This window comes from Rhodococcus mengyinensis (genome assembly GCF_048381435.1).
GTDB classification, from domain to species: domain Bacteria; phylum Actinomycetota; class Actinomycetes; order Mycobacteriales; family Mycobacteriaceae; genus Rhodococcus_F; species Rhodococcus_F opacus_D.
Genome location: NZ_JBLWIT010000139.1, coordinates 78,119 through 101,472, shown reverse-complemented (window position 1 = coordinate 101,472; position 23,354 = coordinate 78,119). Strand labels below are relative to the sequence as shown.

The 23,354-nt window shown below is 67.3% G+C and carries 18 protein-coding genes, 1 tRNA gene and 1 pseudogene; 12 read left to right on the top strand and 8 right to left on the bottom strand.

The window, feature by feature from the left end:
* Positions 1-47 precede the first annotated feature (47 nt).
* Genes ACNJ7E_RS35540 through prfB form a run of 3 tightly spaced genes read right to left on the bottom strand, consistent with a single transcriptional unit; the run spans position 48 to position 2,514 of the window.
* Entirely contained in the window at positions 48-509 is a 462-nt protein-coding gene (locus ACNJ7E_RS35540; protein ID WP_105413116.1) for an Rv3103c transmembrane domain-containing protein, read from the bottom strand.
* On the bottom strand, positions 506-1,402 hold the full coding sequence (locus tag ACNJ7E_RS35535; RefSeq protein WP_005240218.1) for a mechanosensitive ion channel family protein: 897 nt from the start codon (positions 1,400-1,402) through the stop codon (positions 506-508). Before ACNJ7E_RS35535 ends, ACNJ7E_RS35540 begins: the two co-directional genes overlap by 4 nt.
* Before the next feature lie 5 nt (positions 1,403-1,407).
* A complete protein-coding gene (gene prfB, locus ACNJ7E_RS35530; protein ID WP_280781675.1) occupies positions 1,408-2,514 on the bottom strand; it encodes a peptide chain release factor 2 in 1,107 nt (368 codons plus the stop codon).
* Positions 2,515-2,679: 165 nt separating this feature from the next.
* Here prfB and ACNJ7E_RS35525 point away from each other — a divergent pair, with 165 nt between their 5' ends.
* The 3 genes from ACNJ7E_RS35525 (at position 2,680) to ACNJ7E_RS35515 (ending at position 5,693) form a co-directional block, all read left to right on the top strand.
* On the top strand, positions 2,680-3,174 hold the full coding sequence (locus tag ACNJ7E_RS35525) for a beta-class carbonic anhydrase (RefSeq protein ID WP_418342085.1): 495 nt from the start codon (positions 2,680-2,682) through the stop codon (positions 3,172-3,174).
* A 49-nt stretch (positions 3,175-3,223) separates the two neighbouring features.
* Entirely contained in the window at positions 3,224-4,012 is a 789-nt protein-coding gene (gene hisN / locus ACNJ7E_RS35520; RefSeq protein WP_418342084.1) for a histidinol-phosphatase, read from the top strand.
* A 166-nt stretch (positions 4,013-4,178) separates the two neighbouring features.
* The gene (locus ACNJ7E_RS35515; RefSeq protein ID WP_418342083.1) at positions 4,179-5,693 is read left to right on the top strand and encodes a multicopper oxidase family protein; all 1,515 of its coding nucleotides are present in this window, start codon (positions 4,179-4,181) and stop codon (positions 5,691-5,693) included.
* Here the strand turns inward: ACNJ7E_RS35515 and ACNJ7E_RS35510 are convergent.
* Positions 5,690-6,325, bottom strand: coding sequence for a response regulator (locus tag ACNJ7E_RS35510; protein ID WP_280781671.1), 636 nt, complete (start codon positions 6,323-6,325; stop codon positions 5,690-5,692). The genes ACNJ7E_RS35515 and ACNJ7E_RS35510 overlap by 4 nt on opposite strands.
* A complete protein-coding gene (locus tag ACNJ7E_RS35505) occupies positions 6,322-7,551 on the bottom strand; it encodes a sensor histidine kinase (protein ID WP_418342088.1) in 1,230 nt (409 codons plus the stop codon). Before ACNJ7E_RS35505 ends, ACNJ7E_RS35510 begins: the two co-directional genes overlap by 4 nt.
* Positions 7,552-7,681: 130 nt before the next feature.
* Here ACNJ7E_RS35505 and ACNJ7E_RS35500 point away from each other — a divergent pair, with 130 nt between their 5' ends.
* The 3 genes from ACNJ7E_RS35500 (at position 7,682) to ACNJ7E_RS35490 (ending at position 12,128) form a co-directional block, all read left to right on the top strand.
* Complete coding sequence (locus ACNJ7E_RS35500) at positions 7,682-9,094, top strand: acyl-CoA dehydrogenase family protein (protein ID WP_280781670.1); 1,413 nt, start codon at positions 7,682-7,684, stop codon at positions 9,092-9,094.
* A gap of 29 nt (positions 9,095-9,123) precedes the next feature.
* Complete coding sequence (locus ACNJ7E_RS35495) at positions 9,124-10,329, top strand: acyl-CoA dehydrogenase family protein (RefSeq protein WP_005572206.1); 1,206 nt, start codon at positions 9,124-9,126, stop codon at positions 10,327-10,329.
* Between the two features lie 164 nt (positions 10,330-10,493).
* Positions 10,494-12,128 (top strand): acyl-CoA synthetase, encoded by a 1,635-nt coding sequence (locus ACNJ7E_RS35490; RefSeq protein ID WP_418342082.1) that lies wholly within the window; start codon positions 10,494-10,496, stop codon positions 12,126-12,128.
* A gap of 563 nt (positions 12,129-12,691) precedes the next feature.
* Here ACNJ7E_RS35490 and ACNJ7E_RS35485 read toward each other — a convergent pair.
* Positions 12,692-12,768: transfer RNA gene (locus tag ACNJ7E_RS35485), tRNA-Met, on the bottom strand.
* A 442-nt stretch (positions 12,769-13,210) separates the two neighbouring features.
* Here ACNJ7E_RS35485 and ACNJ7E_RS35480 point away from each other — a divergent pair.
* Both ACNJ7E_RS35480 and ACNJ7E_RS35475 read left to right on the top strand, forming a co-directional pair.
* Positions 13,211-13,540, top strand: a pseudogene (locus tag ACNJ7E_RS35480) (transglycosylase family protein); the annotation flags it as partial.
* Positions 13,541-14,020: 480 nt separating this feature from the next.
* Positions 14,021-14,575, top strand: coding sequence for a transglycosylase family protein (locus tag ACNJ7E_RS35475; RefSeq protein ID WP_280781668.1), 555 nt, complete (start codon positions 14,021-14,023; stop codon positions 14,573-14,575).
* A gap of 76 nt (positions 14,576-14,651) precedes the next feature.
* Here ACNJ7E_RS35475 and ACNJ7E_RS35470 read toward each other — a convergent pair whose 3' ends face one another.
* Positions 14,652-17,630: a UPF0182 family protein gene (locus ACNJ7E_RS35470; protein WP_169693576.1), complete on the bottom strand. Its 2,979-nt coding sequence runs from the start codon at positions 17,628-17,630 to the stop codon at positions 14,652-14,654.
* A gap of 154 nt (positions 17,631-17,784) precedes the next feature.
* Here ACNJ7E_RS35470 and ACNJ7E_RS35465 point away from each other — a divergent pair, with 154 nt between their 5' ends.
* Positions 17,785-18,396 (top strand): PPA1309 family protein, encoded by a 612-nt coding sequence (locus ACNJ7E_RS35465; RefSeq protein ID WP_005240184.1) that lies wholly within the window; start codon positions 17,785-17,787, stop codon positions 18,394-18,396.
* A 4-nt stretch (positions 18,397-18,400) separates the two neighbouring features.
* On the opposite strand, the gene ACNJ7E_RS35460 is transcribed toward ACNJ7E_RS35465, so the two are convergent.
* On the bottom strand, positions 18,401-19,423 hold the full coding sequence (locus tag ACNJ7E_RS35460; RefSeq protein WP_280781667.1) for a YlbL family protein: 1,023 nt from the start codon (positions 19,421-19,423) through the stop codon (positions 18,401-18,403).
* A gap of 114 nt (positions 19,424-19,537) precedes the next feature.
* Here ACNJ7E_RS35460 and ACNJ7E_RS35455 point away from each other — a divergent pair, with 114 nt between their 5' ends.
* The 3 genes from ACNJ7E_RS35455 (at position 19,538) to ACNJ7E_RS35445 (ending at position 23,330) form a co-directional block, all read left to right on the top strand.
* The gene (locus tag ACNJ7E_RS35455) at positions 19,538-20,965 is read left to right on the top strand and encodes a zinc-dependent metalloprotease (protein WP_418342081.1); all 1,428 of its coding nucleotides are present in this window, start codon (positions 19,538-19,540) and stop codon (positions 20,963-20,965) included.
* Between the two features lie 119 nt (positions 20,966-21,084).
* The gene (locus ACNJ7E_RS35450; protein WP_280781665.1) at positions 21,085-21,978 is read left to right on the top strand and encodes a hypothetical protein; all 894 of its coding nucleotides are present in this window, start codon (positions 21,085-21,087) and stop codon (positions 21,976-21,978) included.
* A complete protein-coding gene (locus ACNJ7E_RS35445) occupies positions 21,975-23,330 on the top strand; it encodes an ABC1 kinase family protein (RefSeq protein WP_280781664.1) in 1,356 nt (451 codons plus the stop codon). The genes ACNJ7E_RS35450 and ACNJ7E_RS35445 overlap by 4 nt, the downstream gene beginning before the upstream one ends.
* Positions 23,331-23,354: the final 24 nt, after the last annotated feature.

The following is a 23,354-nucleotide window of genomic DNA, read 5'->3' as shown; positions in this document are numbered from 1 at the left end:
AGTCTAGACGTTATCGAACAGTGACCAAATGAAGCGACGCGCGGAAGTCATCGTCCGCTCTGCGGCGTCGCAGACGTCGTCGGGACGGACGACGTGGTCGGCGGTGTGCCCGTCGGCGGAGGCGGGAACGGGTTGGGAATCCCGAACGGCAACGTCGGGGTGGAGGTCACCTGGCTGGTCCCGGTGGGCGCCGTCTCCTGCGGGGTCGCCTCGGGTGTCGTCTCGGTGGTCGTGACCGTCTCCGACGTCGACTCGGTCGTCGTCTCGATCTCGGACGTCGGCAGCGTGGTCTCCTGGAGGGGCGCCTGCCGGGTGGGCACGACAGCCGGCGCGACGGGGCCCTGAACCACCTCTTCGGCCGGGTTCAGATACGTGTACAGCGTGTACAGCACGACCCAGAGGATGCACAGCACCAGCGTCGACGTCCGTACCCGTCCGCCGAAGATCTTGGCGGGAAGGAACGACGAGTGCAGAATCCGGTCCAGTCCGCGCCGGGGTTCGTCGGTCATCCCTCGCCCTCCGCTGCCCGGACCGTCTGGAGGTCCGGTTCGACGGTGATCCCCTGCCGTCTCATCGCGGTGGCGATGCGCACGCGCAGCGCGCGACCCACCTGGAACTGCTTACCCGGCAGGGTTCGCGCCACGACGCGAACGCTGACCTCGTCGACCGTCAGACTCTCCACTCCCATCACCGTCGGTTCGTCGAGCAATAGTTTCTTCAGTCCGCGATCCGCGAAGGCCTCGACACCGACCTGGTGCAGCACCTCGTTGACCCGGTTGATGTCCGACGTGGCCGGGACCGGCACGTCGATCACGGCGCGCGCCCAGTCCTTGGACAGGTTGATCGCCTTGACGATCTGGCCGTTGGGAACGGTGATGACCTCACCGTCCGAGTTCCGCATCCGGGTGACCCGGAGCGTGACGTCCTCGATCACGCCCTCGGCGTCTTCCGACGACCCCGTCACCGCGAGTTGCACCGTGTCACCGAAGCCGTACTGGCGTTCGGTGATGATGAAGAAGCCGGCGAGGATGTCCTGCACCACGCGCTGCGCGCCGAAACCGAGTGCCGCACCGAGCACGGTGGCCGGGGCCACCAGGCTGCCGATCGGCAGGCTCAACTGATCCAGCACCTTCATCGTCGCGATGACGTAGATGATGGTGATGATCACCCAGGTGATCACCTGCGCCACCGAGTGCCGGTGTTTGGTCGCCTCGGACCGGACGAGGGCGTCGCCCTGCATGTAGTTGCTGTCGATCCGGTCGGTGACCTTGCTGCCGCCCCAATTGACGAATCGCGCCATCAGGATCGCTCCGAGGACGGTGAGCGACACAGCAAGCCCCGTCGACGAGAGCCAGTCGAGCAGGTTCTGGGTGGGAGCGAACATCGCCGCCGTCGCTTCCATAGGTATTAGGACGCCTGATTCTCGCGCATCCGCCACCGGATGCCGGATTCGAGGAAACCGTCGATGTCACCGTCGAGCACCGCCGACGGGTTGTTGACTTCGTACTCGGTGCGCAGATCCTTGACCATCTGGTACGGGTGCAGCACGTAGGACCGCATCTGATTGCCCCAGGAACTGCCGCCGTCGCCCTTGAGCGCGTCCATCTCGGCGCGCTCCTCCTTGCGCTTGACCTCGAGCAGCTTCGCCTGCAGGACGCGCATCGCCGACACCTTGTTCTGCAGCTGCGACTTCTCGTTCTGACAGGTCACGACGATGCCGGTCGGGATGTGTGTCAACCGGACCGCGGAGTCGGTGGTGTTGACGGACTGCCCACCGGGACCCGAGGAGCGGTACACGTCGACGCGGACGTCGTTCTCGTTGACGTCGATGTGGTCGGTGGTCTCGACCACGGGCAGAACCTCGACCTCGGCGAACGACGTCTGCCGGCGACCCTGGTTGTCGAACGGGCTGATCCGGACCAGCCGGTGCGTGCCCATCTCGACGGACAGCGTTCCGTAGCTGTAGGGCGCCTTGACCGCGAACGTCGCGCTCTTGATTCCGGCTTCTTCGGCGTAGGACGTGTCGTAGACCTCGACCCCGTAACCGTGCTTCTCCGCCCAGCGGACGTACATGCGCATCAACATCTCGGCCCAGTCGGCGGCGTCGACGCCACCGGCGCCGGAGCGGATGTTGACCAGCGCGTCACGCTCGTCGTATTCGCCGGAGAGCATCGTCTTGACTTCCATCGCGGCGATGTCCTCGCGCAGGCTGTGCCGCTCGGCGTCCGCGTCCGCGATGGCCTCGGCGCCCTCGTCCTCGGCGAGTTCGTAGAGCACCGGCATGTCGTCGAGCCGCGTCCGCAGTTCCTCGACGCGGCGCAGTTCGGCCTGGGAATGCGAGAGCTGGCTGGTGACCTGCTGGGCGTGCTCCTGGTCGTTCCACAGCTCCGGATCGGCGGCCTGGTGTTCGAGCTCGTCGATGCGGCGGCGCAACTCCTCCACGTCCAGCACCGATTCGACGGTACGGAGGGTGGTGTCGAGCTCGCTGAGGTCTGCGGATACGTCGGGATGCACGGTTCCCAAGGTTACCGGGTGCGCGTCCGGGCCCTCTCACCCCTGCTTCCCAGCCGAAGTCACCCCTTCGGATCACGTCGAGTCGAACCCTTGCGCACCCCGGATGCTCCTTGTTGCATGCACGGGTAGGCAGATCTTCTTGCCGCCATTCCGGACGGAGTCGAAATGACCGTGACCGACCAGTACCTGAAGAACAACGAGGAGTACGCCGCCGGATTCACCGGGCCACTCCCCCTCCCCCCGAGCAAGCACGTTGCGGTCCTCGCCTGCATGGACGCGCGTGTGGACGTCTACCGGATCCTCGGCATCCAGGAGGGGGAATCGCACGTCATCCGCAATGCCGGCGGTGTGGTGACGGACGACGAGATCCGGTCGCTCGCGATCAGCCAGCGACTGCTCGGCACCACCGAGATCATCCTCATCCACCACACGGACTGCGGGATGCTCACGTTCACGGACGACGACTTCAAGAAGTCCATCCAGGACGAGGTCGGTATCAAGCCGGCCTGGTCGGCCGAGGCGTTCTCCGACCTCGACGAGGACGTCCGGCAGTCGCTGCGCCGCATCCAGTCCAGCCCGTTCATCACGGCGACCACGTCCCTCCGCGGGTTCGTCTTCGACGTCGCCACCGGAAAGCTCGCGGAAGTGAAGGTCGACTGAGTTCGCGCGGGCGCGGTACGAGTAAGCGGTACGAGTAATCTGGGCGACCGTGACCGACCTCCACGCCGACCTGCAACTCGCCCTCCGAATCGCCGACGAGGCGGACGCGATCACCAGGGCCCGATTCGGGGCGCTCGACCTGTCGGTCGACGACAAACCCGACCTCACGCCGGTCACCGACGCCGACCTGGCCGTGGAACGGGCAGTGCGCGCGACGCTGGACGCCGAGCGACCCGCCGATGCGGTGCTGGGTGAGGAGTTCGGCGGTGACGCGCAGTTCGCGGGACGCCAGTGGGTGGTCGACCCGATCGACGGGACCAAGAACTTCGTCCGCGGCGTCCCGATCTGGGCCACGCTGATCGCGTTGCTCGAGGACGGCGTTCCCACCGTCGGCGTGGTCAGCGCCCCGGCACTCGCGCGCCGGTGGTGGGCCGCGTCGGGCGCGGGCGCCTGGTCGACTTTCGACGGGTCGGAGCCCGCCCGTCTCGCCGTCTCCGCCGTCGACCGACTGGGATCGGCCAGCCTGACGTTCTCGAGCCTGTCGGGATGGAAGGAACTGGGCATCCGCGAACAGTTCCTCTCCCTCACCGACGACGTGTGGCGGGTCCGCGGATTCGGTGACTTCTTCTCCTACTGCCTGCTCGCCGAGGGCGCCGTCGACATTGCCGCGGAACCCGAGGTGTCGCTGTGGGACCTCGCACCCCTCGACGTTCTGGTGCGCGAGGCCGGCGGCCGCTTCACCAACCTGGCCGGCGCCGACGGCCCGCACGGAGGCAGCGCACTGGCCACCAACACGCTGCTCCACGACGAGGCGCTGTCCCGCCTGCACTCGAACTGACGCAGGCGGTAGCACAGCAAGCAGTTCCTGACAAGACTCCGACGGAGGAGTCCGGCTCCGCCATCCTCGGCCCCGAGGAGGACGGAACGCCGGTGTCCGTCACGAAGAATTTCTCCTGAGCCAAATTCCCGCCGCGATCCTTGCGGCGACAGGACCCAGGAGAATCGTGACTGCCCTCGCCCGACGTACCTTTCTGATGGGACTGGCGTCCGCGCCGTTCGTCCTGTCTGCTGCCTGCGCCTCCGGAGGATCGGACTCCGCTGCCCCCGTCGACGGGAGATTCGCCCGGCGACTCCCGATTCCGCCGTTGGCCGCGTCCACGGTGGACGATGCGGGCGTCCGGCACTTCACGCTCACCGCACGAGCGGGCACGTCCGAGATCCTGCCCGGTCGCGGGACCCCCACCTGGGGTTACGGCGAATCGATGCTCGGCCCGACCCTCCGCGCCCGACGGGGTGAAGCGGTCGCCTTCGCGATCGACAACGAACTACCCGAGTCGACGTCGGTGCACTGGCACGGCATGCACGTCCCGGCCAGGTGGGACGGCGGACCGCACCAGTCGATCGAACCCGGAGCACGGTGGGAGCCGTCGTGGACGGTGAACCAGCCGGCCGCCACTCTCTGGTACCACCCCCACCCGCACGGCTCCACCGAGAAGCACGTCTACCGCGGCCTCGCCGGACTCTTCCTCATCGACGACGACGCGACCGACGCCCTCGATCTACCGAAAACGTATGGTCTGGACGATATTCCGCTGATCATTCAGGACAGGCGGTTCACCGCGGACGGTGCGCTGGACGAATCGGACCCGACGGACGTCGGCCTGCTCGGCGACACGATCGTCACCAACGGAATCGCCGGTGCGCACCTTCCCGTCGCTACCGGGCTGATTCGATTGCGTGTCCTCAACGGCTCGTCGGGCCGCCTCTACAACCTCGGCTTCTCCGACGACCGCGAGTTCCGCCTGGTCGCGACGGACGGGGGTCTCCTCGGCGAACCGGTGCCCCTTCGCCGGATCCAGGTCAGTCCGGGCGAACGGATCGAACTCGTCGTCGCAGCGGGTGACGGGCGCACCGTGATGCTGCGTTCGCATCCGATAGAGGGCCGGGGCGGCGTCGACCGCGGCGACGCCGCCGGGTACGGCCTCGAGGATACGTTCGACATCCTCGAACTGCGGCCGGACCGCCGCCCGCTCCCCTCCCGGCCGATTCCGCCCAGGCTGGTGGCCGTCCCGCGACTCGACCCGGCCACCGCTGCCGCGGAACGGAGTTTCGAACTGCGGTGGTTCATGATCAACGGAGCACGAATGGACATGAACCGCATCGACTTCTCCCCCGCCGTCGGCACCACGGAGGTGTGGACGGTGCGCAACGTCGACAACTGGCCACACAACTTCCATGTTCACGACGTGCAATTCCAGATCGTCGACATCGACGGCTCCCCGCCACCACCGGCGCTGGCCGGCTGGAAGGACACCGTCTACACGCCTCCCGGAACCGAGATCCGGCTGGCGATGCGTTTCATCGACTACACCGACGCGACGTATCCGTACATGTTCCACTGTCACCTTCTGCTCCACGAGGACCGCGGAATGATGGGACAGTTCCTCGTCCTGGAGCCCGGTCAGCGGCCGGCCCCGATGACGATGGCGATGCCGTCGAACGACCACCACGGTGGCTAGTGCCGGGTGTGGGCGAACACGGCCAGCCGAACCCGGTTGTCGCAGCCCGTCTTCTCCATCAGGTTCGCCACGTGCGTCTTCACCGTCGTGACACCGATGTAGAGGCGGGCCGCGATCTCCTGATTGCCCAGCCCTTCTCCCACCAGGGTCAGCACTTCCCGCTCCCGCCCCGTCAGTGCGATCGACGTCGAGGACTGCCCGTCCGGAGGTGCGATGTCCAGCGCCCGGTCGACGAGGCGGCGGAGCAGCGCGGGTGTGAAGATCGTGTCGCCCGCTGCCGTCCGGCGAATCGCGTTCAGGAGTTCGCCGGGATCGGTGTCCTTGACGAGGAATCCGGCTGCCCCCGCGGCCAGTGCCGGATAGAAGTGGTCGTCGTCGTCGAACGTGGTGAGGACCAGAACCTTCACTGCGGGATGTGAGCTCGCGATCTGCCGGGTCGCCGCGATCCCGTCGAGTCCCGGCATGCGCAGGTCCATCAGGATCACATCGGGTGAGCGCTCCGCCACGAGCCGGACTGCCTCCAGCCCGTTCGACGCCTCACCGACCACGTCGATGTCGTCCGTCGCGTCACACAACATCCGCAGTCCCGCGCGGACGAGCCGCTGGTCGTCGACTATCAGTACCCGTATCACTGGCCCACAACCTCATTCGTGCCGGTGTCGTCGCCGACACGACCGGGTAGCCAGGCGTCGACCACCCACCCGTTCACGGTATCCGTCACTCCGAGGGTGCCGCCCGCGAGTTCCACCCGTTCACCCATACCGATGATGCCGTGACCCTCCGAGCGATCCGCGGGGGTGGTGCGGTGCCCGGTGCTGGTCACCCGCAGGGCAGTTCCGCCGGCGTTCGGTTCGAGTGTCACGGACACGGCGCCACCGGGAGCGGAGTGCCTCATCGCATTCGTCAGCGATTCCTGCACCACCCGCAGGAGAGTCAGCCGGCCGATCGCGTCGAGCCGGGCTATGCCCGGGTCGATCCGCGCCGACACCGGGAAGCCCGCAGCCCTCGTGCGGTCGACCGCAGCGGCGATCTCGATCGACAACGCTTCGGGTTCCACGAGCGCCACGTCGCCCATCGCGGGATCGCGCAAAGCGACGAGCAGCCGCCGGATGTCGGCGAGGGCATCGGATGCGGTGCGGTGCACGTCCTCGAGCACCGAACTCGTGCGGCCGTCCACGTCCGTCAGCACGTGCTGCGCCACCCCGATTCGGAGCACGATCGACGCCATGTGGTGTGCAACGAGATCGTGCAGTTCCCGTGCCAGGGCATTGCGCTCGGCGACCACGGCGCGGGACCGATCCTCCAGCCGGCGTGATTCGGCTTCGGCGGCGCGCAGGCGGTACGTCGCGGCGAGATCGCGCTGCGCGCGCAGATAGAGACCGAGCAGCAACGGCAGTCCGACGTACGCCACGAGGGACACGACGCTGGCCACCTGCCAGAACGTGCGGTAGGAGTCCGCCCAGAGACCCGCCACCACCGCCGCCGTCCAGCACAGCGTGGCGGCGAGGATCGCCGGCGTTCGCCGGGCGCGCATCGCGACGTCGACCAATGCGACGGCGCCGAGGTAGGGAACCAGTTCGGAGAGCCCCCAGGCGTGCGCCGCGAACATCGGAACCGCGAGCACGGACATGACGATTGAGACCGGCAGCGGCCACCGCCCCCCGGTGGCGAACACGACGGCGGCCGTCATCGCGAGCAGCCAGTAACTCGGGGGTACGCGGTACTCGCCGGGGAACGTGCTCGCCAGCAGCAGCAACGGCACGAGCAGCAGGGGCGCGAGACGTATGAGGGGACGGAGCCGACGAATCGCGGGGATCTCGATCACCGCTTCACCGTAGGTGAAGGGTTTCGCCGCCACCTCCTCCCCGAGCAGGATCCAGACGCTTCCGCGGACGGTCGCAGGCACCCGAACTTACTCGATAGTAGACACCCACCTTACTGCTGAGTAAGATAGATCGTGTCCACGCCCGAACACCGAGAAACAGCTGGTGATCATGAGCAAGCAAGACACTGTTGCCCCCAACGACAGCGCGAAGCGGAAGCCCCGCGACACGTCCGCCGTCGGCCTGAATCCGGTCAAGCGCGACGCCATGGGTGCCGCGATGCGAGTTCTGACCAAGATCACCGGTTCCGATCTTGCCGAGAAGTACAACCTGCGCCAGACGATCGACCGGGTGACCTACGAAGGCACGAAGACCGGCTTCAAGACGCTCGGCGCCGCGACCCGCGGGTTCCAGAAGGTGTCCGGAGGCGGTGCGCCGAAACGCCTCCCCGACAACCCGACCGCCAAGGCCGGCTATTTCGACCTCACCCCGAGCGACGAGCAGCAGATGATCGTCGAGACCGTGCGTGAGTTCGCGGCCGAGATCCTGCGACCCGCGGGCCACGACGCCGACGCCGCCGCGGCGGCCCCGGCGGATCTCGTGAAGCGCGCCGCCGAACTCGGCATCACCCTCATCAACGTTCCCGAGGAACTCGACGGGGCCGCCAGCGAGCGCGGGGCAGTCACCAACTCCCTCGTCGCCGAGGCTCTCGCCCACGGCGACATGGGACTCGCGCTGCCGATCCTCGCGCCGAGCGGCGTCGCCGTCGCCCTCACCCAGTGGGGCACCGACTCCCAGCAGAAGACCTACCTGCCCTCGTTCACCGGCGAGCAGGTTCCGAACGCCGCCGTGGTCGTCAACGAGCCACGCGCACTGTTCGATCCGTTCGCGTTGCAGACCAAGGCGGTTCGCTCCCCCAGCGGCTACAAGCTCAACGGCGTCAAGAGCCTCGTTCCCGCCGCCGCTTCGTCGGAGCTGTTCATCGTGGCAGCCGAACTCGACGGCAAGCCCTCCTTCTTCATCGTCGAGGCCGACACGAAGGGACTCGTCGTCGAGGCGGACCCGAGCATGGGGCTGCGCGCCGCGGGCCTCGGCCGGCTCAACCTCACCGACGTCGCCGTGCCCGAGTCGGGTCTGCTCGGCGACGCCGACGCCGACGCGCGGAAGGCCGAGTACGCCGACGCCATCCGGCTCGCCCGCCTGGGCTGGGCGTCGCTCGCGGTCGGAACCGGACAGGCCGTCCTCGACTATGTGATCCCGTACGTCAACGAGCGGGTCGCGTTCGGCGAACCGATCAGCAACCGTCAGGCGGTCGCGTTCATGGTCGCGAACATCGGCATCGAACTCGACGGCCTGCGTCTGGTGACGTTGCGCGGCGCCTCGCGCGCCGAGCAGGGGCTCTCCTTCGCCCGCGAATCGGCCCTCGCCCGAAAGCTGGCGTCCGAGAAGGGCATGCAGATCGGCCTCGACGGCGTCCAGCTGCTCGGTGGCCACGGTTACACCAAGGAACACCCCGTGGAGCGCTGGTACCGCGATCTGCGCGCCATCGGCGTCGCCGAGGGCATCGTCCTGATCTGAGCGGCCGGATTCGAATTAAGGAAACTGTCATGATCAACCTCGAACTTCCCAAGAAGCTCAAAGCCTCCGCGAATCAGGCGCACCAGGTCGCCGCGGAAATCTTCCGGCCGATCTCCCGCAAGTACGATCTCGCGGAGCACGCCTACCCCAAGGAACTCGACACCATGGCCGCCATGGTCGAGGGACTCAACGACTCCGGTAAGGGTGCGGCAGGCGCCGCCCTCGGACGGGGAGACGAGCCGAAGGTCATCGGGAACGTCAACGGCGGCAACATGTCGTCGCTGATGAATGTCATCGAAACCTGCTGGGGCGATGTCGGTCTCACACTGGCTATCCCGTACCAGGGCCTCGGCAACTCGGCCATCGCCGCCGTCGCCACCGACGAACAGCTCGAGCGTTTCGGCAAGGTGTGGGCCTCGATGGCCATCACCGAACCCGGCTTCGGTTCCGACTCCGCCGCCGTCACCACCACCGCGGTGCTCGACGGCGACGAGTACGTGCTCAACGGCGAGAAGATCTTCGTCACGGCCGGCGAGCGCTCCACGCACATCGTCGTGTGGGCCACCGTCGACAAGACGAAGGGCCGCGCCGCGATCAAGTCGTTCGTCGTCCCCCGCGACGCCCCCGGCCTGAGCGTCGCCCGCCTCGAGCACAAGCTGGGCATCAAGGCGTCCGACACCGCGGTCCTGCTGCTGCAGGACTGCCGGATCCCCAGGGACAACCTGCTCGGCACGCCGGAGGTCAACGTCGAGAAGGGCTTCGCCGGCGTCATGCAGACGTTCGACAACACCCGTCCGATCGTCGCCGGCATGGCGGTCGGCCTCGGCCGCGCCGCGCTCGAGGAACTGCGCAGCATCCTCTCCGACGCCGGCGTGGAGATCTCCTACGACACCCCCGCGTACAACCAGCACGCGGCGGCCGCCGAGTTCCTGCAGCTCGAGGCCGACTGGGAGGCCGCCTACCTGCTCGCTCTGCGCGCAACGTGGATGGCGGACAACAAGAAGCCGAACTCACTCGAAGCATCCATGTCGAAGGCGAAGGCCGGTCGCACCGGAACCGCCATTTCCCTCAAGGCCGTCGAACTCGCCGGGACCTTGGGCTACTCGGAGCGCCCGCTGCTCGAGAAGTGGGCGCGCGATTCCAAGATCCTCGACATCTTCGAGGGAACGCAGCAGATCCAGCAGCTGATCGTCGCTCGCCGTCTGCTCGGAAAGTCGTCCGCCGAGCTGAAGTAGCAGCTCGAGGGGGACTTTCATCGAGGGGTGTAGCCCCCGCCGCGCTCCCCTGCGGCGGGGGCTTCTTCGTGCGGGACGTCCGGCTTCGCCGGACCGCGTGGCCGGACCGGCCTCTTCATCTACGCTGAACGGGAAATCCGTCACTGCAGCCGGAGGGGTTCTTGATGCCAGCTCAGCACTTCCTCACCAAGATCACGGACACCGTGGGAGCTGTGCGGGTGATGAACCGCGCAGGCCTCGTTCCCTTTCCCCGCGTCGACCAGGGCGTCCGATCGATCCTGGCCGTGCGGAAGTACGGACCGTTCGCCGGGCCCGTCCACGCGAATGCCGAGGCCGGGCTGGATGCGGTGGCCCTGATCGACGAGCGCGGCCCGCTCACCTACACCGACATCGAGGAGCGCTCCAACGCCCTGGTGCGGGCGTGGCAGGCCGACGGCATCACTCCCGGTTCGGTCATGGGATGCATGTGCCGCAATCATCGGGGCCTGGTCCTGACGATGCTCGCCGCCGCCAAGAACGGCACCAAGCTGGTGCTGATGAACACCGGGTTCGCCCGGCCGCAGCTCGTCGACGTCGCCGCCCGCGAGCAGGTTCAGGCGTTCGTGTACGACGACGAGTTCCGCGCGGTCGCCGAGGCCCTCCCCGACGAGGTCATCGCCTATCGCTCCTGGGCGGAGGACGATTCGACGTCCCAGGTCCGCACACTCGACGACGTGATAGAGGGCAGAGACCGCAGTTCGCTGCCCGCGCCGTCCACGCTGGGCGGATTCGTCCTCCTCACCAGCGGCACCACGGGCACACCGAAGGGCGCTCCCCGCGGACACACGTCGCCGCTCGCGTCGGCCCAGTTCCTCGACCGGGTTCCGCTGCGACGCGGGCAGACGATGATGATGACGGCCCCCGCCTTCCACGGAACGGGAGTCTCCCAGTTCGCGCTCGCGCTGGCGCTCGGCCAGACCGTGGTGATGGATCGCAAGTTCGATCCAGAGAACACGATCCGCCTGGTCGAGAAGCACCGCTGCGACACACTGGTCGTCGTTCCCACCATGCTGCAGCGCATCATCGACCTCGGGCCCGAGACGCTGGCGAAGTACGACACGTCGAGCCTGAAGATCATCTTCGCGGCCGGGTCCGCACTCTCCCCCGACCTCTGCAAGCGCACCACCGCCGCCTTCGGCGAGGTGCTCCACAACCTGTACGGCTCGACCGAGGTCGCCGTCGCCACCGTCGCGACTCCGGCCGACCTTGCGCTGGCGCCGGGCACCGCGGGACGGGCACCCGTCACCTGCCACGTGGAACTCTATGACGAGTCGGGTCAACGGATCACCGAACCCGAGACCGTCGGACGGATCTTCGTCGCCAGCGGTCTCAGCTTCTCCGGCTACACCGACGGTCGTGACAAGGAGCGCATCAACGGTCTGCTGTCCACCGGCGACGTCGGCCACTTCGACCGCAACGGCCTCCTCTTCGTGGACGGCCGGGACGACGACATGATCGTCTCCGGCGGCGAGAACGTCTACCCCCTCGAGGTCGAGAACCTGCTCGCCGACCGCGAGGACGTGCTCGAGGCTGCTGTGATCGGTGTCGAGGACTCCGAATTCGGCCATCGCCTCAGGGCTTTCGTGGTACCCGGTCCGGGGTCCGCGAAGGACGCCGACGAGTTGAAGGCCCACGTCAAGTCGAACCTGGCGCGGTACAAGGTGCCCCGCGAGATCGTCTTCATCGAGGAACTCCCCCGCAACGCGACGGGCAAGTTGCTGCGTCGCGTCCTGATCGAGATGGACGTCACGGAGAGCTGATCCCGATCGCGGATCGGGGAACCGGTTCGTGTAGATCTGTTCCACGGTCAGCGAATCCGGGATCGCGGCACCCCCGACGAGCGGTGTCAGTTCGTCGACCGTCCCCTGCACTCGCGGCTGCTCTGCCGAATAGTGTTCTCATGCAGTCACTCCTGGACTGGAAGCACCTGCCCTCGATGCCCGCGGCTCGCCGTCACTGCCCGACCGTCGTCATCAGTCCCTATCTCGCCGAGGGAGCACGCGCCCACAACAGCGCCGAATGCGCTGGTGTGGCAGCGGAACTCGACACCGCGTGCCGTGAGGTCGGGTTTGTCCAGATCGTCGCACTCGCAGCCCGTGTCCGAGTCCCTCAGCATGAGCCTCCGGGTGGAGTCCGCGAACATGATGAGCGACTCGGTCCGCAAGGTACTCGACGGACTGGCCCCATTTCACGCGACAGCCGCTGAGCGAAGCCCTCGTGCTGGTGGACGGGCAGTCGCACCGGCGAGGTGGTCCGCCCTCGACGGGGGCGAGCGGAGACAAAAAGAACCGGTGTCCTGGATTCCAGGACACCGGTTCTTCAGTGGTAGCGGGGACAGGATTTGAACCTGCGACCTCTGGGTTATGAGCCCAGCGAGCTACCGAGCTGCTCCACCCCGCGTTGCATGAACGAAGTTACACGAGCGAACGAACGGATTGCAAATCGCCCGGAAAGAGTCCGAGTAGCAACCTTTTGGCACCACTCGAGTCACATCCGTTACCTGAATGTTATGACGCTCGTCACATTTTAGTCGAAATCTGTAACGCTGCCGAAACCTGAAACTTCGGGGACGACCTGGGAAAACACCGTCCGTTCATCCCAGTATTTGGACGCCCGTCACAGAAAATCGACCCGTGACCATTCCGTGATCACCGCGTACGTTCGTTGCCAGCCCGAAACTACCGGGCAACGCCGACCCGCCGCAGCTCGACCTGCCCCCGCGGGATTCGGAATCCCGACACCTCGAGGGGCAGGGACGAGGACAGATCGACCACCGGGTCGGCACACCAGCCGTTACCGCACACCACAACCTCGTCAGCAGGCGCGGAGAGGAAACAACCACATGACCAATTCCAGCATCGTCAAGCGGACCATGGGCGCAATCGCACTCACCGGAGCAGTCATCGGAGTGCCGCTCGGCCTGAGCACCGGCACCGCATCGGCCGCTTCCGGAGACTGGGACGCCGTCGCAGCGTGTGAGAGCAGCGGCAACTGGGGCGCCGACACCGGAAACGGCTTCTCAGGCGGTCTGCAGTTCACCGACAGCACCTGGGCAGCGAACGGTGGCAGCGGCTCGCCGGCCAACGCCTCGCGCGAGGAGCAGATCCGCGTCGCCGAGAACGTCCTGGCGACCCAGGGCCCCGGCGCCTGGCCGGTCTGCGGACAGTACCTCTGATCCGCACCACACACTTGCGAGAGTGCCCCGCGCGCAGCACGACTGCGCGCGGGGCACTCCTGCATCGCACGGCCTCGAAATACACCACCAGGACCCATGTTCCTGCCATTTCGACGTGAGCCGCTGCACAAAATCGTGGTGATCCCCGACACATAACAGCGGGGTAACGAATAGGCTCCGAAACGATATCGAGGCAGGTTGACCTGCGCAGACAGGGAAAACTCGCCTGCGCCGCCGGACAGCTGTCCACCATTTTCGCCAGGTGAACTGCGGCCGAAGCTCCCGTACGGTCGCTCTCGGCCCGAAACAACCGGGCGAAAGCCGGCCCGCCGCTGCTAGCTCTGCCCCGCGGGTTCGGAATCCCCGAAACCTTCGAGGGGCAGGGACGCGGCACAGAATCGCAGCCCGGCGTGACGACGCAGACGTTGTCACCCGCAGGCCGGCCACGCCAGCAAGCGCGGAGAGGATTGACCCCGCATGACCAATCACAGCATCAGCAAGCGTGCCCTCGGCTGGATCGCCGTCACCGGAGCCGTCGTCGCCGTCCCGCTCGGACTGAGCACCGGCACCGCCTCCGCCGCTTCCCACAACTGGGACGGCGTCGCCCAGTGCGAGAGTGGCGGCAACTGGGGAATCAACACCGGAAACGGCTACTACGGCGGTCTGCAATTCTCGCAGAGCACCTGGGAGGCCAACGGCGGCACCGGCTCGGCATCGAACGCCAGCAAGGCCGAGCAGGTCCGCGTCGCCGAGAACGTTCTCGCGACCCAGGGCCAGGGTGCATGGCCGGTGTGCGGTCAGTACCTGTCCACCGGTGGCGGCGACGTCGCCGAGGCTCCCGCGCCCGCTCCGGAGCCCACCCCGGCTCCCGCCCCCGCGGCTCCGGCTCAGGTCCAGGCACCCGCCCCGGTCGAGCCCGCCGCACAGCAGACGCTCGACGCCGCGCGTCAGGTCGCCGAGCAGAACGGCTACGGACAGCAGTTCCAGCAGCTGGTGGACTCCAACCCGCAGTTGGTCGACGCACTGCGCTGATCTTCCGATCAGATACGACGAGGCCCTGTCATCCGGTTCGGATGACAGGGCCTCGTTCTCTGCGGTTGAAGCGCCTCTACTTCGGGATCGCCTCGTACGCGGCGACCGCCTTCTGGACGCGAGCAAGGGCTGCGCCGTAGGCCGCGAAGTCACCGCTGCGCTGCGCCGACGTCAAGGCGTCGAGCGACGCGTCCAACTCCGCCACGGCCGCCGAGACATCCGTGCCGGACGGCGGTGTCGCCGGGGCGGTCGGCGCCGGTGCCGCACCCTGATCGACCGGCGGCGTGGTGCCGGTCTCCGGAGGCGTCCCCTCTTCCGCACTGGGTGCCGTCGCCACCGAGCCTGTGCCGGCACCGAACACCTGGTCGAGCGCCTGCGCCAACGTCGGGGCGTACCCGACGCGCACACTGTTACTCGGCGGCGGCTCGCGGTAGCTCACCAGCACTCGCGACAGCTGCGGGAACGTCGACGTGTTCGGGCCTGTCGAACTTCGCTCCGTATACATCGGTTCGACGTAGAGGATGCCGCCGTCCGCGATCGGCAAGGTCAGCAGGTTGCCGTACTGAATCTTGTTCGATCTCTCGAGCAGGGTTCTCTCCGACGCCACCCGTGGATCCGAGATCATCGAGTTCTGCGTCTGCTGCGGACCCTGGGTCTGCGTGTCCGTCGGCAACTGGAGCACCGTGAACTTGCCGTAATTCTCCGGATCCGATTTCACCGACAGATATGCAGACAAGAACTCGCGACTGTAACCCACCATCGCACTGGTCAGATTGAACGACGGTTTCCCGGTCTCGGGATCACCGACCAGCACGTAGTACGGCGGCTGGTTCGCGCTCGTGTCGATCGTGGGATCGCTCGGCACCGACCAGAACGCGTTGTTGGTGAAGAACTCCTTCGGATCATCCACGTGGTACTTGGCGAGCATCTCGCGCTGCACCTTGAACAGGTCCTCGGGATAGCGGAAGTGCGCACGCAGTTCATCCGGAATCGAATCCGCCGGCTGGACCGCATCCGGGAACACACCCATCCACGCATCGAGCACCGGATCGTTCTGATCCACCTGGTAGAGCTTCACGGTGCCGTCGTACGCGTCGACGGTGGCCTTCACCGAGTTGCGGATGTAGGACACCTCCTTACGGGGCAGCAGGCGGCCGGTGTTCTGGTCGATGCTGTCCTCGACGAGTCCGTCGAGCGAACTGCGCTGGGCGTACGGGTAGTCCTGCAACGTGGTGTAGGCGTCCACGATCCAGACGACCTTGCCGTCGACGACGGCCGGGTACGAGTCGCCGTCCGCGGTCAGCCACGGGGCGACGTGCGTGACCCGGTCCCGCGGGTCCCGGTTGTAGATGATCTTGGAATCCGACCCGATGGCACCGGAGAACAGGATGTTGCGCTCGGTGTACTTGGCCGCGAACGCCAGCCGGTTGAACCAGTTGCCGATCGGCACACCACCGGAACCGGTGTACGTGTAGCGCGAGGTGTCGGTGTCGTACTCGCGCGGGTCCGAACCCTCGGATCCGCCGACGATCGCGTAGTCGGCGTCCGTGTCGGCGATGACCTCGCCGTAGTAGATGCGCGGCTGCTCGACCGGAATGACCTGATTACCCGCCTCCTGCGAGGCGATATCGCTGACCATGTAGACGGGGTAACCGCTGTTGCTGTTGGCGGCTTCCTCCGCGGACTCGCCGGCAGCGGCGTTCACCCGGTTCGCGGGAGCTGCGACCAGTCCGTTGCCGTGCGTATAGACGGTGTGCTTGTTGATCCAGTCCGTCTGGTTACCCGTCAGGCTCTTGGACGACAACTCGCGGGCCGCGACGATGTAGTCACGCAACTGCCCGTCGATGTCGTACCGGTCGATGTCGAGCGTCGGCGGGAAACCGTAGAAGTTCTTCAACTGCTGCTGCTGGGTGAACGTCCGCGACAGGATGTTCGGATCGAGCAGTCGCGTGTTCTCGATGGTCATGACGTCGGCGGGCACGTCCCGCGGCGGCTTCGTGCCGTACCCCTGATAGTCCTGGTACTCGACCTTGTCGTCGGTGATGCCGTACGCCTGCCGCGTGGCGGCGATGTTCCGCTCGATGTACGCGCTCTCCTTGTCGGCGGCGTTGGGACGCACCGAGAACTGCTCGACCACGAGCGGCCACACCGCGCCGACCAGGATCGAGGAGAGCACGAGAAGCGCTGTCGCCATCGCGGGAATCCGCAGATCGCGCAGGAAGATCGCCGCGAAGAACGCACCCGCGCAGATGACCGCGATGGCCAGCAGGATCAGCTTCGCCTGCAGCACCGCATTCATGTCCGTGTAGCTACCACCGGTGAACGTGGGTTCCTTGCGGCTGCTCGACAGCAGCGAGTAACGGTCGAACCAGTACGCGACGGCCTTGAGGAGAATGAACGTTCCCGCGAGCACCGCCAACTGGACTCGCGCCGCATTGGTCAGTGCCCCGCCCCGGCCCGCCAGCTTCAGCCCGCCGAAGATGTAGTGCGTCACCAGGCTCGCGAAGAACGCCAGCAGAACCGCGACGAACAGCCAGTTGAGGACGAAACGGTAGAACGGCAGATCGAAGGTGTAGAAGCCGACGTCGAGGCCGAACTCGGGATCGGCGACGCCGAACGCGCCGCCGTTGACGAACAGCTGCACCGTCACCCAGCTGGACTGGGCGATCAGCCCGGCGAGCAGTCCCACCGCGATCGGAATGGCCAGGCCGAACAGGCGCAGCCGAGTCATCACCGTGGTGCGGTACCGCGCCACGGGATCGTTGGGACCCGACACCGGGACGAACACCGGCCGCGAACGGTAGGCGAGCAGCAGTGCCAGCCAGACGATTCCGCCGACCACGACACCGACTACGAGGAAGAGGAGCAGGCGGGTGATCAGGACCGTGGTGAAGACACCACGGAATCCGACTTCACCGAACCACAACCAGTCCGTGTAGGTACTGATGAGCCGAGGGCCCACCAGCAACAGGGCCGCGACGACAAGCGCCAGCACCAGCAGCACTCGGCTGCGTTTGGACAACGACGGTAAACCTGCGGGGGGCCGCATGCCCACGTGCCACACTCCAAGAATACGGCGACGCTGTCGCGCCGCGATCAACTGCACCGTTCGTTCGTCCACACCCGAACCGCACGGGCGTGACCGTTTCGTCCCACTCTACGTAACAACCGAGAGATGCGGCCGTCGGTCCTGTTCCGGGGGTGCGAAGATGGGTCTCGTGAGTGAAGAGAATGTGAACAGAGAGACGGACGCCCTCGCCCGCTGTGTGCGCGAGGTGGTCGAATTCGTCGATGCCGGAGGGTGGGATCAGCCGCCCCAGATGTTCGCACTCGTCCCGACCGAACTGCTCGCGGCCGCCGAACCGAGCCTGCTCGACCAACTTGCCGACGGCGCGGAATTGACCCCGGTGGAACAGGATCCGTTCCCCGACGACATCGACGGCGGGTCGCGCGCACTCGACGAGTTCCTCGCCACCACCAGCTGGCCGGAGTCCGTGGTGGGGTGCGCCCTCGTTCAGGAGATCGTCGTTCTACCGCCCGAGGCGGAGTCCGACCTCGACGACGCGCTCGTCCCCCTGCTGTCCGATCGAGACGCCGCCGACGACGCGGCGCGGGCCGCGGCCGAGTCGCATCCCGACCGCCGGTCCGCCCGGTTGATCGCCGCCGTGCTGCGCGACGGACCGTCGTTGTGTCTGATGCAGTTGCGCCCCGACGAGGACGCCGACCCGTACGCCGGCATCGAACTGCTCACCTACGAGGATCTGGCACCGAATCTCATCAGCGCGTTGTACGCCACCCTCGACGCGACCGAGGAGGACTGACCGCTCAGCAGTGCGGCGCGTCGGCTCCGGCATCGATCGCCTCGAGCGCGTCGACGGCTCCGCCGAGGTTCTCGACCTTCACCAGCCGGAGCCCGTCGGGCGCACCCTGGCGTGCCTCGTCGCAGTTCTTCGCCGGCACGAGGAACGTCTCGGCGCCCGCCTCCTCCGCGGCGATCAGCTTGTACTTGATGCCGCCGATGGGGCCGACGTCGCCGTCGGAGTCGATCGTGCCGGTGCCGGCGACGAACTTGCCGCCGTTGAGTTCGCCCGGGCTGAGTTTGTCGATCACGGCGAGGGTGAACATGAGCCCCGCCGAGGGGCCGCCCACGTCGGCGAGGTTGAAGTCGATCGTGAACGGGACGTCCGGGATCTCCTCGGGAGTGATCCCCAGGTAGCCCTTGGACTCGTCGTCCGGGCGTGCGCCGAGCACTACCCGCACCGTCGTCTCGGCGCCGTCGCGCCGGATCACGATCGGCACCTCCGTCTTCGGGGGCACATCGGCCACCGCCTCCTGCACACCACCGACAGTGGACACCGGCTTTCCGTCGACACTCACCAGCACGTCGCCCTCGCGCAGCAGTCCCTGGGAGGGGCCGTCCTCACCGACCTTGGCGATCCGCAGGTCCACCGGCTTGCCCAGGAAGTGGAGTGCCGCGAGTTCGGCGCTGTCCTCCGACTGCTGGAAGTCGGCGTCGTTCTCCTGTTTGACCTCGTCCTTCGACTTGTCCGGCGGGTACACCTCTTCGCGGGGGACGATGCCCTGACGCCCACTGGCCCACAATCCGAACGCTTCGAACACGTTGAGCCCGTCGCGCACGGCGACCGTCGTCATGTTGAGGTGGCCGGTGGTGTCGTCGACCTCCGTCCCCTCGATGGCGACGACTTCCTCACCACCCACTTCGCCGAGTGTGTTGAACGTGGGTCCCGGCCCGAGGGCCACGTACGGCACCGTGATCACCGTGCCGAGAATTCCGAGTACCACGATCGGGGCCAGCGCAGCCAGAAGCGTCACGATCCGTCGATTCACCTGGACCAGCGTAGAGCGCGAACCCTCGGACACGGCTGTCGGCCGTCCCGCGTGTTCGCCGTCAGCGTGACGAGGTGGACAGCCACGGAACCACGCGCCTTGTACCGTTGAGTCATGAGCAATCCGCCCTTCGGCTTCTCCAAACCCGACGACGATCCCGATCGTGACAAGAACACGGGGGATCAGAACGGGCCCGACCGCGACAAGAACGCGGGCGGTTCCGACGACTTCGGTTTCGGGGCGGGTGGTTTTCCCGCCGGGGGCTTCGACCCGGCCTCCCTCGGCCAGATGCTGACCCAGTTCGGCCAGATGCTGAGCGGGATGGGCACGTCGATGGGCTCCGGTGAGCAGACCGGCCCGGTCAACTACGAGATCGCGAAGAAACTCGCGCGCCAGCAGATGGGGTCCGTCGCTCCCATCACCCAGGGCAACTCCGAGGCGATCGCCGATGCCTCACGGCTCGCGGAACTGTGGCTCGATGCCGCGACGACGCTGCCCGCCGGCGCAACGAAGACCGTCGCGTGGACGCCCAACGACTGGCTCGACAACACCCTCGACACCTGGAAGCGGCTGTGCGACCCCGTCGCGGAGAAGGTGTCCGGCATGTGGGTGCAGGGGCTGCCCGAGGAAGCGCAGCAGATGGCCGGCCCGATGATCGGCATGATGAGCCAGATGGGTGGCCTCGCGTTCGGCTCCCAGCTCGGCCAGGCTCTGGGCCAGTTGTCGAAGGAGGTGCTCACCTCCACCGACATCGGCCTCCCCCTCGGCCCGGCGGGCACGGGCGCACTGCTTCCCGCCGCGGTGGAGCGGTTCAGCAAGGGGCTCGAACAGCCCGACCGCGAGATCCTCGTCTTCCTCGCCGCGCGGGAGGCCGCCTACCAGCGCCTGTACAGCCACGTCCCGTGGCTGCGTCAGCGTCTCCTCGCCACCGTCGAGGAATACGCCCGCGGCATCACGATGGACTTCTCGGCCATCGAGGACATGGCGAAGGGACTCGACCCGTCCGCGCTGACCGATCCGTCGCAGCTCGAGAACATCCTGCAGCAGGGCGCGTTCGAACCGCAGACCACACCCGAGCAGAAGCAGGCCCTCGAGCGACTCGAGACGCTGCTCGCCCTCATCGAGGGCTGGGTCGAGGTCGTCGTCGCGTCGGCGCTGAACGACCGACTCCCCGGCGTCGCGGCCCTCAGCGAGACGCTGCGCCGCAGGCGTGCGACCGGCGGACCCGCCGAGCAGACGTTCGCGACGCTCGTCGGACTCGAACTGCGTCCCCGCAAGGTCCGGGAGGCCGCGCAGTTGTGGACTCGCCTGACGTCCGAGTCGACCGTCGATGCCCGTGACGGTGTGTGGGCCCACCCCGACCTGTTGCCCGACTCGTCCGATCTCGACAGCCCGGATGCGTTCGTCGAACGTGTGCTCGGCGGCGGCGACGGCGGCGACTTCGAAAATCCGATGGCGCAGCTGGAGGCAACCGAGGCGCGCGAGCGGGCCGAGGAAGCCGAACGCGGCAAGTCCGGCAAGGACGACGAGTCCGAGTCCTGACCTCCTGATCCCACCAATCTTGCGATAGCGGGAAGTCCACAGGTCGAGGCATGTTTCGGCCTGTGGACAACCCGCGTTTTCGGCGCTGACGCCCGGTCGTGGCCTGCGATCCTCAGCGGGTGACCATCCAGCCCACACCCCACGTCGGTGTCACCCTCGATCCCCGGATCGCCGTACTCGTCCGCCCCGACGGGCGGGTGCAGTTCGGCTGGGATCCCGAGCGCGCGCTCGTACTCGCCCCGCCGCCCGGGGTCCGGACCGAGCAACTCCTGGCCGTCGTCCGACTGCTCGACGGCAAGAACTCGCGGCCGCACATCCTGTGGACCGCCGTCGGATACGGCCTGGCGCCCACGGACGTGTCGAAACTGCTCGGCGACCTCGACCGGGCCGGTCTGATCGACGTGGCAGGCACGTCCCCCGCCGCGGACACGATCCCGATTCGCGTGCACGGGCGCGGCCCGCTGTCGGATGCGGTGTCGGCCGGGCTCACGGACGGCGGCATCCGGGTCTCCCGCTCCTTCCGCTATTCCGCCGACAGCGACGTCCGGCGATGGAACGCCCTGTGCGTCGTACTCGCGGACGATCTGGTGGCGGAACCGCGGCTCGTCGCGGATCTGGTCCAGAACGGGATACCGCACCTGCAGGTCCGGCTGCGTGACGGCCGCGGTGTGGTCGGCCCGCTGGTGCTCCCGGGCCACACCAGTTGCCTGCGGTGCGCCGACCTCCTCCGCGCCGCGTACGACGAGGACTGGCCGCACCTGTCCGCTCAGCTCCTCGGGACGGTCGGGCACGCGAGCCCCGCCGTGATCATGGCCACGGCAGCAGTCGCCCTCGGCCAGCTCGAGGCCGTCTTGGCTGCTCCACGAGGCGCGCCGCCCAGCAGCCTCGACGCGACGCTCGAGATCGATCTCGGCGCGCACCGGCTGGTGACCCGGCGCTGGCCACGGCAGGCGAGCTGCAGCTGCACGTATCTGGCACCCGCCGTGGGCGAATCGAACCGGCTTCGGTCATGATGCATGATGGTGGGGTGTCCGACATCCCCCGCAGGAGTTCCGCCCGCACCGCTAAGCTCGCGAGCATCCCGTTGGGGATCGCGGGGCGTGCCGCGATGGGCTTCGGCCGGAAGCTGACCGGCGGTGACAAGGACGAGATCGACGCCCAGCTGAGCGCGAAGGCCGCCGAGCAATTGTTCGCGGTCCTCGGCGAACTCAAGGGCGGTGCCATGAAACTGGGGCAGGCGCTCAGCGTCATGGAGGCGGCGATCCCCGAAGAGTTCGCGGAACCCTACCGTGAATCGCTGAACAAGCTGCAGGCGCAGGCGCCTCCCCTGCCCGCGCGGGCCGTCCACAGAATGCTCGACCAACAGCTCGGCACCAAGTGGCGTGACCGGTTCCAGTCGTTCGACGACACCCCGACCGCATCGGCCAGCATCGGCCAGGTACACCGCGCGGTGTGGGCCGACGGTCGCGACGTGGCCGTCAAGGTTCAGTACCCCGGCGCCGACGAGGCGCTGCGCGCCGACCTGAAGACGCTCGGCCGGTTCGCGGGACTGTTCGCCTCGGTCATGCCCGGCGTCGACGTGCGCCCGGTCATCGACGAGTTCACGGCCCGCACCGAGGAAGAACTCGACTACCGGATCGAGGCGAACAATCAGCGCCGCTTCGCCAAGGTATACGACGGGGATCCGCAGTTCGCGATTCCGCACGTGGTCGCCAGTGCCCCCAAGGTCGTGGTCACCGAGTGGATGTCGGCGAAGCCGCTGTCGGCCATCATCGCCGACGGCACCCCCGAGGAACGCAACACCGCGGGTGCACTGCTCGCGGAGTTCCACTTCGCCTCCCCCACCCGCGTCGGCCTGCTCCACTGCGACCCGCATCCGGGTAACTTCATGCTGCACAGCGACGGCCGCCTCGGTGTCATCGATTTCGGTGCCGCGGCACCGTTTCCGCACGGTCTTCCCCCGGTGCTCGGGTCCATGGTCCGGCTGGCGCTCCACGAGCAGTTCGACGAACTGACGGAGTTGCTGCACGCCAACGGATTCGTTCTGCCCGGCCGGACGGTCACCGACAAGGAGATCGCGGACTACCTGCGTCCCGTCACCGACCCGATCCGCACCGAATCGTTCCACTTCACCCGCGCCTGGCTGCAGAAGGCCGCGGGTTCCGCGACCGACTTCAACAGTGCACAGTTCCGGACGGCCCGGGCACTGAATCTGCCGGCGGAGTACCTGATGATCTTCCGGGTTCTCGTCGGCTCGGTGGGAATCTGCGCTCAGCTGGACGCGTACGCGCCGTACATGGAGATCCTCACCCGGTGGCTCCCAGGCTTCGCCGAGCCTGCCCCCGAGGACGAAGACACCGTCTGACCCCGAAAACACAGAACGGGCGTT

Bases quoted from the DNA above. Each gene is read 5' to 3' on its own strand.
- ACNJ7E_RS35540 (WP_105413116.1), bottom strand. From the start codon at position 509: ATGACCGACGAACCCCGGCGCGGACTGGACCGGATTCTGCACTCGTCG.
- ACNJ7E_RS35535 (WP_005240218.1), bottom strand. From the start codon at position 1,402: ATGGAAGCGACGGCGGCGATGTTCGCTCCCACCCAGAACCTGCTCGAC.
- ACNJ7E_RS35525 (WP_418342085.1), top strand. From the start codon at position 2,680: ATGACCGTGACCGACCAGTACCTGAAGAACAACGAGGAGTACGCCGCC.
- ACNJ7E_RS35495 (WP_005572206.1), top strand. From the start codon at position 9,124: ATGATCAACCTCGAACTTCCCAAGAAGCTCAAAGCCTCCGCGAATCAG.
- ACNJ7E_RS35490 (WP_418342082.1), top strand. From the start codon at position 10,494: ATGCCAGCTCAGCACTTCCTCACCAAGATCACGGACACCGTGGGAGCT.
- ACNJ7E_RS35475 (WP_280781668.1), top strand. From the start codon at position 14,021: ATGACCAATCACAGCATCAGCAAGCGTGCCCTCGGCTGGATCGCCGTC.
- ACNJ7E_RS35465 (WP_005240184.1), top strand. From the start codon at position 17,785: ATGGGTCTCGTGAGTGAAGAGAATGTGAACAGAGAGACGGACGCCCTC.
- ACNJ7E_RS35455 (WP_418342081.1), top strand. From the start codon at position 19,538: ATGAGCAATCCGCCCTTCGGCTTCTCCAAACCCGACGACGATCCCGAT.
- ACNJ7E_RS35445 (WP_280781664.1), top strand. From the start codon at position 21,975: ATGATGCATGATGGTGGGGTGTCCGACATCCCCCGCAGGAGTTCCGCC.